Genomic DNA, 16,444 nt, shown 5'->3' with positions numbered 1-16,444 from the left:
GGCGAGCACGCCCTCCCTGCTTCTGTGTAAGGAACGTGCGCGTGAACCAGCAGACCCTGGCCCCCTTCATCTGGAATATCGCAGATCTGCTTCTGGGAGCCTTCAAGCCCTCCGAGTACGGCCGCATCATCCTTCCGTTCACCGTGCTGCGTCGTCTGGAATGTGTATTGGAACCCACCCGCGGCAAGGTACGCAGCCAGTATGAGGCGATGAAGGCCAGTGGCGTGGACATGGACCTGATCTTGCCGACGACGGCCGGCGCAACCTTCTACAACGTCTCGCAGTTTTCCCTGGACAGCGTGGGCTCCACCAGTACCCGCGCCAACCTGGAAGACTACATCGCCAAGTTCTCCGCCAACGCCCGCCAGGTGTTCGAGCATTTCGCCTTTGACCGGTGGTTGGAGAAGCTGGAGAAAGCCAACCTGCTCTACCTGGTTACGCAGAAGTTTGCAGCAGTCGATTTGCACCCGGACAAGATCAGCAACCACGAAATGGGGCTTATCTTCGAGCACCTGATCCGCAAGTTTGCCGAGTCATCCAACGATGATGCCGGGCAGTACTTTACCCCGCGCGATGTGGTGCGCCTGGCCACCACCCTGGTATTTGCGCCGGATCATCAGGCACTCAACGGCGATGGTGTGGTGCGCACCGTGTACGACTGCGCCGCCGGTACGGGCGGCTTTCTGTCTTCGGCCATCGAGCAGGTTTACGAGTGGAACCCCAATGCCCGGCTGGTGCCTTACGCTCAGGAGCTGAACCCGGAAACCTACGCCATCTCCGTGGCGGACAAGCTGATCCAGGGCTATGACACCCGTAACATCAAACTCGGCAACACCCTGTCCGACGATCACCTGCCACATGAGCAGTTCGACTACTGCCTGGCCAACCCGCCGTTCGGCGTGAAGTGGGAGAACGTCCAGAAGCAGGTGCAGGCCGAGCACAGCCAGCAAGGCTTCGCCGGCCGCTTCGGCGCCGGCCTGCCGCGCGTGGGCGATGGTTCGCTGCTGTTCCTCATGCACCTGCTGTCCAAGCGCAAACCGCTTGAGCTGGGCGGCAGCCGTATCGGCATCGTGCTGTCTGGCTCGCCACTGTTCAACGGCGGCGCCGGCTCCGGAGAGTCGGAGATCCGCCGCTGGATTCTGGAGAACGACTGGCTGGAGGCGATCATCGCCCTGCCCACCGACCTGTTCTACAACACCGGCATTGGCACCTATATCTGGGTGCTGTCCAACCACAAGGACGCGCTACGCAAGGGCAAGGTGCAGCTGGTCGACGCCAGTGCCATGCACGCGCCGATGCGCAAGAGCCTGGGCAGCAAGCGCAAGTACCTGTCTGACGAGCAGATCGCCGAGATCGCCAAGCTGCACGAGGCCTTCGAGGAAGGCCCGAGCTCGAAGATTTTCGCCACCACCGACTTCGGCTACCGCCGCATCACCGTCGAGCTCCCTTTGCGCCTGCGCTTCTCGGTCACCCCGGACAAGCTCGCTGCTTATCGCGACACCAAGGGCGCCGATCATATGGAGGCCTTTGCCTGCGTGCAGGGCGAGTTCGACAACCTGCCGGCCTTCCTCAAGGCTGCCGGCATCAGGAAAATCGGCAAGGGCGCGCTAAAAGCCGCGCTGGCCTGCTTTGGCGAGCGCGACGCCAATGCCCAGCAGGTAGTGGACGACAAGGGCAATGTGCAGGCCGACAGCGACCTGCGCGAGTTCGAGAACGTGCCGCTGAGCCAGGGCATCGACGACTACTTCGCCCGCGAAGTGATGCCCCATGTGCCGGATGCTTGGATCGACACCGGCAAGACGGATGCTAAGGACGGCCAGGTCGGCATCGTCGGCTACGAGATCAACTTCAACCGTTACTTCTACGTCTACCAGCCACCGCGCCCGCTGGCCGAGATCGATGCCGACCTCAAGGCCGTGGAGGCCGAGATCGCCGCGTTGTTGGGCGAGGTGACGGCATGAGCCATTACAAGCCTTATCCGGCCTACAAGGACTCCGGGGTGGAGTGGTTGGGGATGGTGCCGGAGCATTGGGATGTCAGAAAGCTCAAATGGCTGGCATCGTTACAGAGCGGCGACTTCATTACGAGCGAGACAATCGAAGAAGAGGGTGAATACCCTGTTTATGGTGGGAACGGCCTTCGCGGATACTGCGCTGCTTTTACTCATGAAGGAGCCTACGCCCTCGTGGGACGACAGGGCGCGTTATGCGGGAACATCAACTATGCCGACGGCAAGTTCTGGGCTTCGGAGCATGCGGTAGTCGTTTCACCTTATGTACCCACTGCCGTTCGCTGGCTAGGCGAACTGTTGCGAGCAATGAATCTAGGTCAGTACTCAGTATCGTCTGCTCAGCCTGGGTTGGCAGTAGAGCGTATTATCGATTTGTTTCTGCCTGTGCCGCCGGAAAGCGAGCGCCAGATCATCGCAGTGTATATGGGGCGCGAAACTGCTCGCATCGACGCGCTGATTGAAAAGAAAACCCGCTTTATCGAACTGCTGCGCGAAAAGCGCCAAGCGCTGATTACACATGCCGTCACCAAGGGCCTCGACCCCAACGTTAGGATGAAAGACTCCGGTGTTGAGTGGCTGGGAGAGGTGCCTGAGCATTGGAAAATGCTCCCCCTCAAACGGCTGATAAGCAGTATTGGCCAAGGGTGGAGTCCCGAGTGCGAAGCTCGTATTCCAGAAGAGGGTGAATGGGGGGTTGTGAAGGTCGGTTGTGTGAATGGCGGCGTATTCCGCCCCGAAGAAAGCAAAGCGCTACCTACCCAGATGGAGTCACGGCCAGAGCTCAGCCTGAGGGCAGGCGATGTTTTGATCTCACGCGCTAACACTCGGGAGCTAGTCGGCAGTTGTGCTGTCGTTCCTCATGACTACCCGTACCTTATGCTGTGCGACAAGCTCTACCGGGTTGGATGCGGTGAACGTGTAACGCCGGACTTTCTTGCCGCGTTAGTCACTGTGTATGGGCGCAGAGCTGTGGAGATTGAGGCAACTGGAGCTAGCTCATCCATGGTCAATATTGCCCAGTCTGTCATTCTGGACTTGCTTGTCGCAGTTCCCGACGCGGATGAACAGGTTGAAATCATCAGCCGGGTCTCGGCAGCTACGACGCGGATAGAACATCTGCGTGAAAAAACCGAGCGTAGCATCAAACTGCTGAAAGAGCGCCGCTCTGCCCTAATCACCGCGGCTGTCACAGGCCAGATCGACCTGAGGGAGGCCGTATGAGCCAGGGCCGCAGCCTGCGTCTATTTCTGGTGGATGGCACGCCCAATGGCCTGCTCACCGCCGAGATCATGAACTGGACCGGCCATGTGTTGACAGGCCCACGCTCCAAATTGGCCGAGCTGGTGCAGCGTCCCGAATGCGCACGCACCGGCGTGTACTTTCTTGTCGGCCCCGACCCGGACGACAGCCTGCGTACCCGGGTGTATATCGGCGAGTCTGATGATGTGGCCCAGCGTCTGAAGCAACATAACCGTCCGCAAGAGCAGGGTGGCAAGGATTTCTGGGAGCGTGTGTACCTTATTACCAGCAAGGACCAGAACCTGACCAAGGCTCATGCCAAGTATCTGGAGAGCCAGCTTATCCAGATCGCCAGTCAAGCCGGTCGCTGTGTAGTAGGCAATGTCACAGCGCATAGCTACACCAACCTGCCTGAGTCAGACCGCGCTGACATGGCATTTTTCCTCGAGCAGATTCGCATCGTGCTACCTGTGCTGGGCTTCGACTTCCTGCGCGAGCTGATCAAACCCTCCAAGCTCGTTATGGCACCAGTCGAGCAACCGGTTAGCCAGTCGCCGTGTTTTATATTACAGCTTCCAAAGAGCAAGGAGCGCGCGCTGGCGCAAGAGGTCGATGGTGAGTTCTTCGTCCTGAAGGGGGCACGGGCTCGCGCTCAGTGGGTAGGAACTGCGGATCACAACTACCGGAATCTGTACCAGCAGTTGGTGAGTGATGGTGTGATTGTCAGTGACGGAAGTGAGTACCTGGTGTTCAAGGACGAGTATGCCTTCAGTAGCCCGAGTGCCGCAGCAGCGGTTGTGTGTGGGCGTGCAGCCAGTGGTCGAACCGCTTGGCTGGTCGAGGGTAGCGGCGAAACTTATGCCGCCTGGCAGGACAGCCAACTGAACGGTATTGGTGTGAAGCCAGAAACCGAGTCGCTCGATTAATAAGATCAAGCAGCCGCAGCGGTTGATCTTGGTGGTGCCACCAACTTACGTACTTGACTGGCGGCATCTACAACGACGGTGAGTGGATGTGCCCTAGCTGTATCAGTAAATACGCCCGATAGACATTATTTGATGGGCCGTTCCCAAGGATGGCCGCGACGTTGAAGGACGAAACGATGAGTCATATCCACCACGAGTGTGAATTGGAACGCCATATCGTCGAGCAGCTTGAAACTGCCGGCTGGCTGGTGGGTAGGTCTGCAGACTATGACCAAGGGCGGGCGCTAGTCCCTGACGATGTGCTGGGTTGGCTGGAGGACAGTCATCCGCAGGCTATGGCTAAGATCCTAGCAATGAATGGTGTAGGCACGCGCGATTTGGTGCTGGACCGACTGGTCAGGCAACTGGAGAACAAGGTCGAAGGCGGCACCGTAAATGTGCTGCGTTACGGCTTTGCCGTGGCCGGCGGCGGAACCTTAGCCATGAGCCAGGCGCTGCCCGAAGATGAGCGCAACGACACGGTGACTGCCCGCTATGCGGCGAACCGTCTGCGTGTAGTGCCGCAGCTGCGTTACTCGTTGGACAAAGCCGACGAGATCGATCTGGCCTTCTTTATCAACGGCATTCCGGTTGCCACGGTGGAGTTGAAGACCGACTTCACCCAGTCAGTCCAGGCCGCCATGCAGCAGTACTCCATAGACCGTCGCCCTGAGCGCAAGAGCGGTGGCCTGGAGCCGCTGCTCACCTTCAAGCGTGGCGCGGTGGTGCATTTCGCCATGAGCGATAGCGACATACGCATGACCACCAAGCTGGCCGGCGAATCGACCTTCTTCCTGCCATTCAACCGGGGCAACGATGGCGCCGCCGGCAACCCACCGGGTGACAACGGTAGCTACCCCGTGAGCTACTTTTGGGAGCGGGTGCTGCAAAAGGACAACTGGCTGCACATCTTCCACCGCTTCGTGCTGCAGGAGCGTAAGGAAGCCCAGGACGTCAACGGCAAAACCTACTTCAAAGAGGGCCTGATCTTCCCGCGCTTCCATCAGTGGGAAGGGGTGACCAGGATGATCGACGCGGTGCGGGTAGAAGGGGCAGGGCAACCGTATCTGATCCAGCACAGCGCCGGCTCGGGCAAGACCAATACCATCGCCTGGACCGCGCATTCGCTGATTCGTGTGCGCCGTCCGGACGGTGAGCCGTACTTCCACAGTGTGATCGTGGTGACGGACCGCCAGGTGCTTGACCAGCAGTTGCAGGATGCCATCCAGCAGATCGAGCACCAGGCCGGCGTGGTGTGCGCTATCGATCGCCAGCAGTCGAATCTGCCCAAGAGCCAGCAGTTGGCCAAGGCTATGCTTGATGGTGTGCCGATAATCGTCTGTACCCTACAGACGTTTCCCTATGCGCAGAAGGCCATCCTCGGCGAGCAGAGTCTGCGCGATCGCCGTTTCGCCATCATTATCGACGAGGCGCACAGCTCCACCGGGGGCAGCACGGCGGATGATCTGCGTTATGTACTGACAGGGCAGAGCGAGGTGGAGTGGGAAAAACTCTCCAAAGCGGAGCGGTTGTCCGTGTGGCAGAGCTCGCGCTCGCGCCCAGGTAATGCTAGCTACTTCGCCTTCACCGCCACGCCTAAACATTCGACGCTGAGCCTGTTCGGCCGTCCGCGTAATCCGGCGCAGCCGGTTAGCACCGATAACCCGCCCGCACCGTTCCATCCCTACACCATGCAGCAGGCCATCGACGAAGGCTTCATCCTTGATGTGCTGAAGAACTACACCAGCTACGAGGTGGCGTTCAAAATCGGCAGCGAGATGGTCGATGACAAGCGGGTGGACGAGAAGAGCGCCGGGCGCAAACTGGCCAAGTGGCTGTCGCTCAACCCGGTGAACGTGGGACAGAAGGTCGAGCTGATCGTCGAGCACTTCCGCAAGAACGTCGCGCACCTGCTCGGTGGCCAGGCCAAGGCCATGGTGGTGACCAGCTCGCGTGCTGCAGCTGTGAAGTACCACCTGGCACTGGAGGACTACTGCAAGCGCAAGGGCTACGACAACGTGCTGGCGATGGTGGCCTTCTCAGGTGAGGTGCCTAATACGGATGTGGAAGAGCCCAGCTTACCCAAGGATCACCAGTTCAGTGAAACCAACCTGAACCCCGGCCTGCATGGCCGCGATATGCGCAAGGTGTTCGACACTCGGGACTACCGGGTGATGATCGTCGCCAACAAGTACCAGACCGGCTTCGACCAGCCCAAGCTGGTGGCCATGTACCTGGACAAAAAAATATCCGGTGTGGAAGCAGTGCAGACCCTCTCACGCCTGAACCGTACCTTCCCCGGGAAGGACAAGACGTTCGTCATCGACTTCGCTAACAAGGCCGACGAGATACTGGCGTCGTTCAAGACCTTCTATCGTGATGCCCAGGTAGCGGACATCCAGGATCCGAACATCGTCTACGATATCAAGCAGCGCTTGGATGGCATGTTCATCTATGAGCAGGCTGAGGTGGAGGCTTTTGGTGATGCGATCGTCGATCCAAAGGTAACGCACCAGAAGCTGTTCTCGCTTACACAGTCAGCCACCGACCGCTTCAACGGAAAGTTGAAGACGCTCAACGATGCTATCGACCAGTGGGAAAAAGCCTGGGAGAAGGCCCATGACGAGGGCAGCGACAAGGACATGGAGTACGCCGATGTACAGCGTTCGGAGTATTGCAAGGCACGCGACGAGCTGATGATCTTCAGCGAGAGCCTGACCAAGTTCGTGCGCAGCTACGAGTATATCGCCCAGTTGATCGACTTCGGCGACCCGAGCCTGGAGGCCTTCGCCAGCTATGCGCGCCTGCTGCGTAAGCGGCTTAAGGGCATCACCGCCGAGCAGGTGGACCTGGGTGACCTCAAACTCAGCCACTACAAGATCAAGAAGGGCAGCAACCTCAGTGGCGTCGCCGTGCTGGGTGAAACACCTGGCCTTTATGGTATGACCGATAACGGCCTGCGCGACGCCCGAGACCGCGAGAAAAAATACCTCGCCGAGCTGATTGAGAAGCTCAACAACTCCTTCGGCAAGGACATTACCGACACTGACCAGGTGGCCTTCGCGGTGCACGTTTCCGAGAAGCTGCGCGCTGACAGCGTGGTGATGGCCCAAGTGCAGAACAACACGATGGAACAGACCATGAAGGCGGACCTGCCTTCAAAAGCCATCTCTGCCATCGCTGCCGCCATGAGCAGCCACACTAGTATGGCGACCAAGCTACTCAGCGACGAGTCAACGCGTGAGGTGTTCCTGACGGTGGTGTACGAGCTGCTGAAGAAAGATTCGGGAGCAGATTTGCTTGGGGCTACACGGGAATGAGCGATGCTGATTTTTCCAATTGCCAAGTGTTGAATCGCCACCTCGGCTGAAGCCCTATCACGACAAAGAACGAGACAGGAACAAACATGGCTCGCATCGAAAACCACAAATACAGCATCGAAGAGGCCTTTAGAGAGTGCTTCTACATCGTTCCGGACTATCAGCGCGAGTACGTCTGGACGGACAAGGAAGTGCATCAACTGCTAGAGGACATCGGTGAGCAGATCGATGCAGGGACCACTCGGGAATACTTCATCGGTACCGTTCTGGTGTCACCGACTGATCAGAAGAACCATTATGAGGTCATCGACGGCCAGCAGCGGCTGACGACGTTCTTCTTGCTGCTGTGTGCGCTCAAGCATCTGTTCCAGGGGGAGCCGCACCGGCAAATGATCTCTGGGTTGATCTCGACCAGTTATGTGGACAGCGATGGCGAGGTTCGCACCAACCTGAAATTGGAGCCGCGTTATGAGAACGCAGGCGAAGTCATGGCCACGCTGGTGGAGTTGGATGCCGACCCACAGGCTGTGCGCGCGGGCATCCAGGCTGCGGGTATTGCAAGCTTCGGCTCGCTTGAGAATCTGATCAATGCCTATAGCACGCTGTACCGCTATCTGAAGGATAACTACGACGATGCCGCCAAGCTGAAGAAATATTGGGGCTATCTGGCCAACAATGTGGTGTTTATTCAGATCTCCACGGACGTCAGCAGCGCCCTAAAGATTTTCGAGACCATCAACGAGCGAGGCGTGGGGCTGAACCCGATGGACTTGCTCAAGAACCTGTTGTTCACACAGGTCAAGCAAGCACAGTTCACCCAGCTCAAGGACGAGTGGAAAAAGATCACCAAACCGTTGGAGAAGGGCAAGGAGAAGCCGCTGCGTTTCCTGCGCTATTTCCTGATGGCTAACTACGTCATCAAGAACGAGCGCGGCGACGCGGTGGTGCGGGAAGATGAGATCTACGACTGGTTTGTGGCTAAGGACAACGCAGCCTTGTGTGATTACGCGAATAAGCCCTTCGAGTTTGTCCGTAAGGTTATCCGCAATGTCGAGCACTACCTAGCCTTTGCCAACGGGCAGGGAAATGACAGCAAGCCCAGCCTGGCCATGGACAGTCTCAAGCGGCTAACCGGCGGTGCGTTCAGCTTGCATTACGTTTTGCTGCTGGCGGCGGCAAGCTTTCCCAAGTCGTTGTTTGACCATTTTGTTGCGCAACTGGAGAGCTTCCTTTTTTACTACATCTTCACTAAGACTCCTACCAAGGATCTGGAGCGCAGCTTCTCTCATTGGGCCGACGAACTGCGCGCGATTGCGGGTACAGCTGATGCGGCAAAGCAGAAGGCTCAGCTCAATGTCTTCATCGCCGAGCGTTTCGAGACCAATATGGTAGGTAAATCCCAGGAATTGGCGGATGCTCTCAAACGCTTCAACTTTTACTCGATGCAGCAGTACCGGACTCGTTACTTGCTGGCGCGGCTGACGCAGCACGTCGAGATGGCCTTCAGTGGACTGAAGGTGCCGGGCAGCCTAGCGCCCTTCACTAATTTGGAAATCGAGCACATCCTGCCCAGCAGGCCAAAGGATGATCTGCGCGCTAAGTGGGCCACCGAGAGTCCGGGGATGGCCTACGACGACTACAAGAACCGGTTGGGCAACCTGACCCTGCTTGAGAAGCCGATCAATATCGTCGCGGGCAATGATTTCTACACGGACAAGCAGGTCGAATACAGCAAGAGCGGCAATTACCTAACCCGTAGCCTGGTTACGTTGACCGACGTCGGGCATAACACCTCCATCTCGCGTATCAATGCCAAGTTGGAGGCTTTCTCCGAGTGGAATTCTGCGGCCATCGAAAAACGGCATGCAATGCTGATCTCTCTGGCGCAGGACGTTTGGAAGACGACGCCGATTGACTTTTAGATCTTTCGGCCCCTTACGAGAGCAACCGGCGACAGAGTTGCCTGCTTTCGTACCGTTAAGAGCGACCGCCGAGCACCCAGCTGACGATGCCGTAACCATCGAGCTGCCTCTTGGTGAGCACGTCATGACCTTGAAATGGCCAGTCTCTGATCCTGAAGGCTGCGCCCGTTGCCCGCGGCTTAAAGGGGATTACTCAGTGGCTTTGGCGAAGCCGAACATTTTCTTGCCCTGATCTACAAAGTAGTCATGGGTAAACGAGATGATTTCGAGGGCGTCTTCGTAGACGATGTGCAGTTGATTGCTGTAATGCTCGGATCGAGGAAACACTCGCCAATGAATGGGTGTGCCATTGAAGACTTCCGAAAACCCATCGCTACGAAGCACCATGATCCTGTCTTCCATTTCAAGTACGGTGCCGAATGGCGCTGTGCCTGTGGCAATGATCTCGGATTCAGGATTGAAGCCGACGTGGCCGACCTGCTCGAATTTTTCGACCGGATCCTCAGCCTTGCCTACAGATTCATAATTGGCCACAGTAATACGGCCAGCGGAGAAACGGTACATTTTCTCGCGGCTGCCCCACACGATGTCGTTCGCACTTCCAGGGTTGCTACCGAAAATCTCTGACGGGTCGATGATCTTGTTGAAAACCCGCTTTTTCTTTTTCGATTCCGAATCCTTGTATTCTCGAAAGCTGGCGAGGAACGCGAGTTGCGAACTCCAACCCATGATGCTCTGGAACGCCCAGTCACAGGCATTGCAAGGGCGGGTTGCGACCTGGCGCGGAGAGCCTATCCGCTTACGCTCATCAGGATTGCGTGCGAGTAAAAAGTCAAATAAACCGTCCTTGCCTGTTGCCGTGGCGATGGCGCTGAATCGATCAGAGGCTTTTACCTGAAACACTGAGGCATCATGATGCTTGTCCAGTCGGCTTTTGACCTTGCTCAGACTCGCGCTTCGAGGAAATGAGAACAGCCCATCTTCACCGCCAGCGTAAATTTCGTTGTGGTAGATCTCGGTGTCGGTAGGCAAAAAGTCGAACGGGCTGTCGTGGTGTTGCCAATGCCCCGATAGGTCACTCGTTTCAGTTTCCAATTGAAGGTCGGCAAGCTGGTTCAATTGCCCCTTGATGGGCGACTCGATCTGAGGGTCCCGCAGGATCTTCCTGACCTTTGGGTTGTAAAACAGATCGCTGTCAGAAAATGCAACGCGCAGAGCAGTCTGTACATGCGGATGTTTGGTCGCGACTCGGTCAACGAATCCCGACCAGTCGACGCGCTGAATAGACCCGTCGTCGCCAAAAATAATCAGCTCACCCGAATAGATTTGCGAATCCCAGTAGCTACCAGGAATCCGAAGCTTCACAGAGCGCATTTTTTGCCTCGCAGGATCCTGGCGAACTGGGGTTTGGAAATGATGCCGTTGGTTTGCCAACCTTTGAGTACCACTTCAGGCGGCTTGTCATACGGAGCGACCCAATGAGCTATAGGGTAGCCATGCCAGTTTTGCAGGGTATCGCCAACGAACTTGGCAAAGTGCACCGGACAGCTGTGCGGAGGAGGGGCCATACCGACCGGTCGAAGGTTAGATTGCCCCGGATAGAATCCCCAATAGCAATCCTTGCCAAACCAGGCAGCGCCGGTTGCCATCGTAAAACACTCGATCTCTTCAGGAATTGTGATCGTCCATTGCGACTTCTGGGCAGAGAACGAGCTGTTACGATGCTGAGGATTTGGGGTGTAGTTCACTCTTTCTCCTGAAAAATGGCGCTCCGGGAAATGGCAAAATGCCTTCGTGGCAGTGAGACGTCAAGGACTATCTGCAGGCTGGCAGATCGCTGAAAATGCTGTTGTTCGGGCTGGCAGATTGTGCTTTGAAACGACTTGCCATGCGGTGTGGCTAGGCGGGATGACCGAGGCGTCCGATTTTTCAACAGAATCGGTCGATAGCAGCCGGTCTCACTCAGAGATTGAAAACCCATTTTTTTTGTAAACGACGAGCGAGCAGCCGCACGGTCAGTAAATAGTAATACCGCGTCGCCTCACTACTCCGCCCTAGACGATGTTCGAGAAACCAAGCCACATGCTTTCTCTGCCATGCCCAAGGCGTCTCTCGCTGCCAGCGTTCAGTGATTTCGGCTTGGATAATCTTCGCCTGACGCAAATGGCGCTGCCGTGTCGCGCGCGACCCAGTAAGCACACCAGCCAAGAACAGGTCCATATCGAACGGCTTGCTCATGCACGCCCCCCAATGTAGGCAGCGACCACGTCGATCCGACCGTGCCCCAATTCATAGCTGATTTGCCTCCGGGCCTCACGGTCAAGGCTCCTATTTAACTGGCAACAGTGGCCGCCGTTGATAGGCGCTCGGTGTTGGGTGATTTGCTCATAACGCTCACATGCATACGCCGCTCGTAGCTCATGGAAGCCCTTGAGGTAGTGTGTATGCAGGATGTCCCGCGCAGGGCGGACGATTTTCTGCAAAACATTCAGGTAGCTTTCGTGTGGCGCAATCAGGTTGCGGCTACCTGCAGGTGACGCCTGCCATGCGAATCCAAGTGCGCTACGAATATGGTCGTCCACTGCTATCCAACGTGGCGCCGAGGCGCCGGCGCGGCCGCCCTTGGTGCCATCCTGAATGTTAATCCTGCCTAGGTCGTTAGCCTCACGGCATAGCCGTGGTAGGTCAGCCAAGATGGCCTCACGCAAGCGCATGCCGGTGGCTCGCGCCAACAGAACAATCGCGGCGGCCCGTAGCTTATGTTGGCTGCAAAGCGCATTGACGATCTGCTTAACCTGTTCGCGGTCTTGGCCCTGCGGCACCGAAGGACGAACCCCGCTGCGCTGCATACCCAATGCCTTGCTCGGGCTTGGCAGTTTCACATGCTGATCACCGCGAAGCGCCGCCATGGTCCGGTTAACGCTGGATAGCCGGTTTTGTGCGGTACTGACGGCGAGGTCACCGCGCCCAACCATATCGCGCATATACGCCGCATAGTCGGCCAACACCTTCCGATCAATCTGCCGCGCATCATTGATACCGGGACCCTGTTCGGAGCGGCACCACTTCACGAATGCCTGCCACCGATCACTGTGCGCCTTGACCGTGCCGTAGTGACCGCCGCCGAACATGTCTTTCAGTGCCTGCGGCCCTGCGTAACTCAATTGTCTTCCGTAACCGAAGTTACGACCATCGCGCCTACCCACTAATGCCATGTCGGTCACCTCACTTTTCGTTCTCCCGTCCTCCCCCCACGTCATCCCGCCAAGAATGCTGAGTGTTATCAGGGATCAAGGCCCCTGCGACCTGTGGGATGTCCTCTAACGCGGGACTGGCGGCTCCTTACGACCAAGAGCAAGGGCATCTCATGATCTGGCCTCCTGAACACCGTTACCGGTGGGCGGGTGGAGGCAGCATTGGCTGACGAGACCAGTGCCTGAAGATCCTGAGCCAGGTGCAAGCAGCAGTGCGATGACCGGGGCATGCCTGACTGTCAGTCAGGTGCAGTCCATTCCTTGGTCTGCGGCACCATCATCTACATGGCTGTTGCTGGTGACATCAGCGTTTGTCACGCCGATTGTCACGAGGGGGATTGCCGCAAAGCCATATGCGATCAGGGCTGCAGCAGTGTTTGAAGTGCCCGTCTCTTTCCAGAGAAAGAGACGGGCACAGGTTGGCGCAAGATTCGGCCAAGCGGATAGGTTGCTGCAGGGCAGCGAGGTACGGTGTGTCTGGCGCACGAGGGCCGTATGTGTAAGAGCATCCATCACCGGGGAGGTGACCGGGCGAGCTGCCGGATGCGAATCGCCCTTGGGGAGAACCACCGCGGGAGCGGCGTGACCTTTAAGGTTCGGGTCACCTGGGGTGCTGTCATCGACAGCGCTTGCACGGCCAGTTCTACGCCTGTGGATAAACCCGGTCAAGGGCCGAAATTCAGCGCTCTTGGGGGCGTGAAAAGCGGTTATCCATCGGTGGAATTCCGTGGTAAATCCCGGACAACGTCGTGGCTTTTAGCTCTTCAAAGTGAGGTCCATCCAAACAGGGCGGCTTTGCAGCCCTGTTTGGATGGACCCGCGCTGACAAGCGGATAAACGAGGCTGCTTGCCTTGAATCTTAAGCGATCAGTTGCTGTCGCCGCCGTTATTGCGCCTGTACAGCGCTAGCGGATCGGCACCACGTTCTTGTCTTTGACTTGGCCGTATGCAGAGGCGAGCAGGCTGCCGGTGGCGGCTTTCTGGATGTAGTCACTCCACCAGGCCATCATCGGGCGCCGTCGCTCAATGTAGTCGGCTCGGTTGTAGGCGCTGCGCACCTCATCCTTGTCGACGTGCGCCAGTGCGACCTCAATGAGTTCCGGGTCCCACCCATGTTCATTCAAGATGGTGCTGGCCATTGAACGCATGCCGTGGCTGACCAACCGATCTTGGAAGCCCATACGTTTCAACGCCATGTTGGCGGTCTGGCTATTGGCGTGGGTGCGTGGATTTCTATCGGCCGGGAAGACGTACTCGCGATGACCGCTGTGAGTCTTCAGTGACTCCAGCAGGGCGACGGCGTGATCACTCAACGGGATGCTGTGTGGGCGGCGCTTCTCATTCGTTCCGGAGGGATGGTCCAGACACGCCTTTCAAAGTCGATGTCTGCCCAGCGAGTAGTTGCCGCCTCGGCGGGGCGAGTCATCGTGTGCAGCTGCCATTCGATCAGGCAACGGGTCGTGCGTTTGATGCTGGCATTGGCGATTTCCAGCATGAGCTCGGGGAGTTCTTCGGGCGGAAGCGCAGCCATGTTCTCTTTCTTGGGCTTCTTGAATACCGCCCTGATGCCGCTGAGTGGGTTGGCGAAGATCAGGCCTGAGTTGACGCCGTAGGTCATGATCTCGTTTAGCCGCTGGCTAAGACGCTTGACCGTCTCCAGGCTGCCTTTCGCTTCGATAGGACGAAGTAATCCAATCACCATCGGCGCGGTGATTTTCGCGAGTGGTGTCGTTCTCAAGTCGGGGAACACATGCAGTGTGAGCGACCGCCAAATGTCCTCGGCGTAGGCTGGGGTGACCGAGTCTTTCTTGAGCTCGAACCAGGCGGTGGCCACGTTCTCGAAGGTATGTTCCGTTTCTGCCCGTTTAGCTTCATTCAACGTATTGCGCTGCACCTTCGGATCAATGCCCTGCGCGAGTAGCTCACGTGCATCGACTGCCATCTTTCGTGCATTCGCCAATGACAGTTCGGGGTAGGTCCCGAATCCGATGTTGATGCGCTTCTTGGTCACCGGTTCGCGGTAGTTGAAATTCCATAGCAACGAGCCGTTGCTGCGTACGCGGAGCTGCAAACCGTCACCGTCCGTGAGGACGTAATCCTTGGACGCGGGTTTGACTCCCTTGAGCTGTCGATCGGAGAGGCGGAGGTTTTGAGCAGGCATGAGATTGTCCTCAGGCACTGATTCGGTATTCCAAAGATTAGCATCGGGTGAGCTGGAATACCGTCTGGAATACCCGAACGGCTGGAACTCAAAAACTCTCAAAAGACCGCAAAATCGCTGGAGGCCGCGTATTTACTGGATCGCAGGCACAAAAAAAGACGTCCGTGGACGTCTTTGATTGATCATTTGGTGGAGCCGGGGGGATTTGAACCCCCGTCCGCCAGTACTCCGCTGTCGGTACTACATGCGTAGCCGTGTCTATTAAGTTAACCCTCAGCGACCCGACGGGCAGGGTGCTTTGGGCGAGTTGTGTAAGTTTTAGCCGCTTCGTCCACAACGTACTGCACGGCGATTCTGTTCTATATGACAATCACTTTGGGTTTACAGACATCCCCTGGTGATTGCTGGACCCGAAGGTACCAGAAGCTCAGGGCTAAGGCTGCTTACGCAGCGAGAGCGAATTCCTGGCCGTAGTTATCGTCATTGGCAACTATAAGTAGTTGCAACAGTGGATTTACGAGTTCTGTTACCAACTCGGCATGCACCTAAAGTTTCGCAACCGGCGTCGAATCCTAAACGGCCCCGAGCCTGATGCTCTGTGAATCAAGTGAGCAGCAGGCATATACAGTGTACGTCATCACGCCCCGGAAGGCCAACCCGAAGGTTGGCCACTACAGATCATGGGGTTGGCTGGGTGCTCTGTCTGTCAGCGAGCGCCATTGCCTGGGTGGCCTCGGTGACGCATTTTTTGTCGTCTCCGGAGGCTTGTGAGGCTTCGGCGCTGGACATCAGTCTTTTGATCTCCATCGTGGTGTTTGCGGAGTTCGCCGGCAGCGCATTCACTTTGCCTTTGAGCTCTTGCAGCTTGCTCGTACAGAGGTTGTTGTCCGCAGCAAATACAGGAGAGGCCAGCAAGGCAGCAGCAATGAACAGGCCGGCGAGTGTGGTGCGTTTCATGGGTATCTCCTTGAGCTGATGGTCTCGGTGCTGTCGTATGAGCGGACGGTCGAGCCCAGCCTGAAAAATCAGCCACGATCTGATATGGCCTACCTCAAAGACTACGATTCAACGCAAGAATTCGGTTTTCTCAGAAAATGTGTCGAGCTTTTGCAGCGATGTGGGCGGTTACACGTATCCGCACCCCAGATGCAACAAAACCCGCAACTGGCGGGTTTTGGTTTGCTTCGTATCGGGCGTGACCGGGCTTTGAGCTCCCTGCTGCCAGTACTCCGTTGTTGATGTACGCGAACGCGGCCCGGAAGGCCAACCAGAGGGTTGGCCGTGAACGAACCGAGTTACTTCCCGCCTTTTTTCGAGTCTGTGACGGCCTTGATAATGTCGTTGGTCTCGGCAATGCAATCATCAATGCCTTCCTTGGTGCCTTTTGCCTGGTTCGCTTTGGCTTGCTCGACGGAAGCCTTTACCTGGTCAGTCATTTCCGGAGGAATCTGTGCCTTGCCGTTTTCGATGGTTTTCAGGTTGACCGCGCAAAGGTCTTCAGCGGCAAATGAAGTGGAAGCCAGCATGGAAGCAGTAATGAACAGACCTAACAGCACAGAACGTTTCATGTGT

At 57.1% G+C, this 16,444-nt stretch carries 11 protein-coding genes, 1 other RNA gene and 1 pseudogene; 5 read left to right on the top strand and 8 right to left on the bottom strand.

What is annotated here, in order from left to right; all coding sequences use genetic code 11:
- The first annotated feature begins 41 nt into the window (after positions 1 to 41).
- The 5 genes from AC3WTM_RS01810 to AC3WTM_RS01790 all read left to right on the top strand — a co-directional run bounded on the left by AC3WTM_RS01810 (position 42) and on the right by AC3WTM_RS01790 (position 9,457).
- Entirely contained in the window at positions 42 to 1,961 is a 1,920-nt protein-coding gene (locus AC3WTM_RS01810; protein ID WP_102669020.1) for a type I restriction-modification system subunit M, read from the top strand.
- The gene (locus AC3WTM_RS01805) at positions 1,958 to 3,232 is read left to right on the top strand and encodes a restriction endonuclease subunit S (RefSeq protein WP_102669021.1); all 1,275 of its coding nucleotides are present in this window, start codon (positions 1,958 to 1,960) and stop codon (positions 3,230 to 3,232) included. Before AC3WTM_RS01810 ends, AC3WTM_RS01805 begins: the two co-directional genes overlap by 4 nt.
- On the top strand, positions 3,229 to 4,176 hold the full coding sequence (locus AC3WTM_RS01800; RefSeq protein ID WP_102669022.1) for a GIY-YIG nuclease family protein: 948 nt from the start codon (positions 3,229 to 3,231) through the stop codon (positions 4,174 to 4,176). The genes AC3WTM_RS01805 and AC3WTM_RS01800 overlap by 4 nt, the downstream gene beginning before the upstream one ends.
- A gap of 176 nt (positions 4,177 to 4,352) precedes the next feature.
- Positions 4,353 to 7,535: a type I restriction endonuclease subunit R gene (locus AC3WTM_RS01795; RefSeq protein WP_102669023.1), complete on the top strand. Its 3,183-nt coding sequence runs from the start codon at positions 4,353 to 4,355 to the stop codon at positions 7,533 to 7,535.
- An 86-nt stretch (positions 7,536 to 7,621) separates the two neighbouring features.
- The gene (locus tag AC3WTM_RS01790; RefSeq protein WP_102669024.1) at positions 7,622 to 9,457 is read left to right on the top strand and encodes a DUF262 domain-containing protein; all 1,836 of its coding nucleotides are present in this window, start codon (positions 7,622 to 7,624) and stop codon (positions 9,455 to 9,457) included.
- Between the two features lie 189 nt (positions 9,458 to 9,646).
- Here the strand turns inward: AC3WTM_RS01790 and AC3WTM_RS01785 are convergent, their stop codons facing one another.
- From AC3WTM_RS01785 to AC3WTM_RS01750, 8 genes and pseudogenes are all read right to left on the bottom strand, one after another.
- Complete coding sequence (locus tag AC3WTM_RS01785; RefSeq protein WP_102669025.1) at positions 9,647 to 10,831, bottom strand: hypothetical protein; 1,185 nt, start codon at positions 10,829 to 10,831, stop codon at positions 9,647 to 9,649.
- Entirely contained in the window at positions 10,819 to 11,205 is a 387-nt protein-coding gene (locus tag AC3WTM_RS01780) for a hypothetical protein (protein WP_146023682.1), read from the bottom strand. The genes AC3WTM_RS01785 and AC3WTM_RS01780 overlap by 13 nt, the downstream gene beginning before the upstream one ends.
- Positions 11,206 to 11,419: 214 nt before the next feature.
- Positions 11,420 to 11,695, bottom strand: a complete 276-nt coding sequence (locus AC3WTM_RS01775) for a hypothetical protein (protein ID WP_102669027.1) — start codon at positions 11,693 to 11,695, stop codon at positions 11,420 to 11,422.
- Positions 11,692 to 12,672 carry an integrase domain-containing protein gene (locus tag AC3WTM_RS01770; protein ID WP_102669178.1) on the bottom strand — a complete coding sequence of 327 codons (981 nt, stop codon included), beginning with the start codon at positions 12,670 to 12,672 and terminating at the stop codon, positions 11,692 to 11,694. Before AC3WTM_RS01770 ends, AC3WTM_RS01775 begins: the two co-directional genes overlap by 4 nt.
- Positions 12,673 to 13,616: 944 nt before the next feature.
- Positions 13,617 to 14,872, bottom strand: a pseudogene (locus AC3WTM_RS01765) (integrase domain-containing protein).
- Positions 14,873 to 15,059: 187 nt separating this feature from the next.
- Positions 15,060 to 15,456: a transfer-messenger RNA gene (ssrA, locus tag AC3WTM_RS01760) on the bottom strand.
- A gap of 94 nt (positions 15,457 to 15,550) precedes the next feature.
- Positions 15,551 to 15,829: a PA2433 domain-containing protein gene (locus AC3WTM_RS01755; RefSeq protein WP_102669028.1), complete on the bottom strand. Its 279-nt coding sequence runs from the start codon at positions 15,827 to 15,829 to the stop codon at positions 15,551 to 15,553.
- 338 nt (positions 15,830 to 16,167) lie between these two features.
- Positions 16,168 to 16,440 carry a PA2433 domain-containing protein gene (locus AC3WTM_RS01750; RefSeq protein ID WP_102669029.1) on the bottom strand — a complete coding sequence of 91 codons (273 nt, stop codon included), beginning with the start codon at positions 16,438 to 16,440 and terminating at the stop codon, positions 16,168 to 16,170.
- Positions 16,441 to 16,444 lie beyond the last annotated feature (4 nt).

Source organism: Pseudomonas sp. EU05-FHT14B02, from assembly GCF_058791055.1.
This window is presented reverse-complemented; position numbering and strand designations above follow the sequence as displayed.

Bases quoted from the DNA above. Each gene is read 5' to 3' on its own strand.
- AC3WTM_RS01805 (WP_102669021.1), top strand. From the start codon at position 1,958: ATGAGCCATTACAAGCCTTATCCGGCCTACAAGGACTCCGGGGTGGAG.
- AC3WTM_RS01800 (WP_102669022.1), top strand. From the start codon at position 3,229: ATGAGCCAGGGCCGCAGCCTGCGTCTATTTCTGGTGGATGGCACGCCC.
- AC3WTM_RS01795 (WP_102669023.1), top strand. From the start codon at position 4,353: ATGAGTCATATCCACCACGAGTGTGAATTGGAACGCCATATCGTCGAG.
- AC3WTM_RS01790 (WP_102669024.1), top strand. From the start codon at position 7,622: ATGGCTCGCATCGAAAACCACAAATACAGCATCGAAGAGGCCTTTAGA.
- AC3WTM_RS01785 (WP_102669025.1), bottom strand. From the start codon at position 10,831: ATGCGCTCTGTGAAGCTTCGGATTCCTGGTAGCTACTGGGATTCGCAA.
- AC3WTM_RS01775 (WP_102669027.1), bottom strand. From the start codon at position 11,695: ATGAGCAAGCCGTTCGATATGGACCTGTTCTTGGCTGGTGTGCTTACT.
- AC3WTM_RS01770 (WP_102669178.1), bottom strand. From the start codon at position 12,672: ATGGCATTAGTGGGTAGGCGCGATGGTCGTAACTTCGGTTACGGAAGA.
- AC3WTM_RS01755 (WP_102669028.1), bottom strand. From the start codon at position 15,829: ATGAAACGCACCACACTCGCCGGCCTGTTCATTGCTGCTGCCTTGCTG.
- AC3WTM_RS01750 (WP_102669029.1), bottom strand. From the start codon at position 16,440: ATGAAACGTTCTGTGCTGTTAGGTCTGTTCATTACTGCTTCCATGCTG.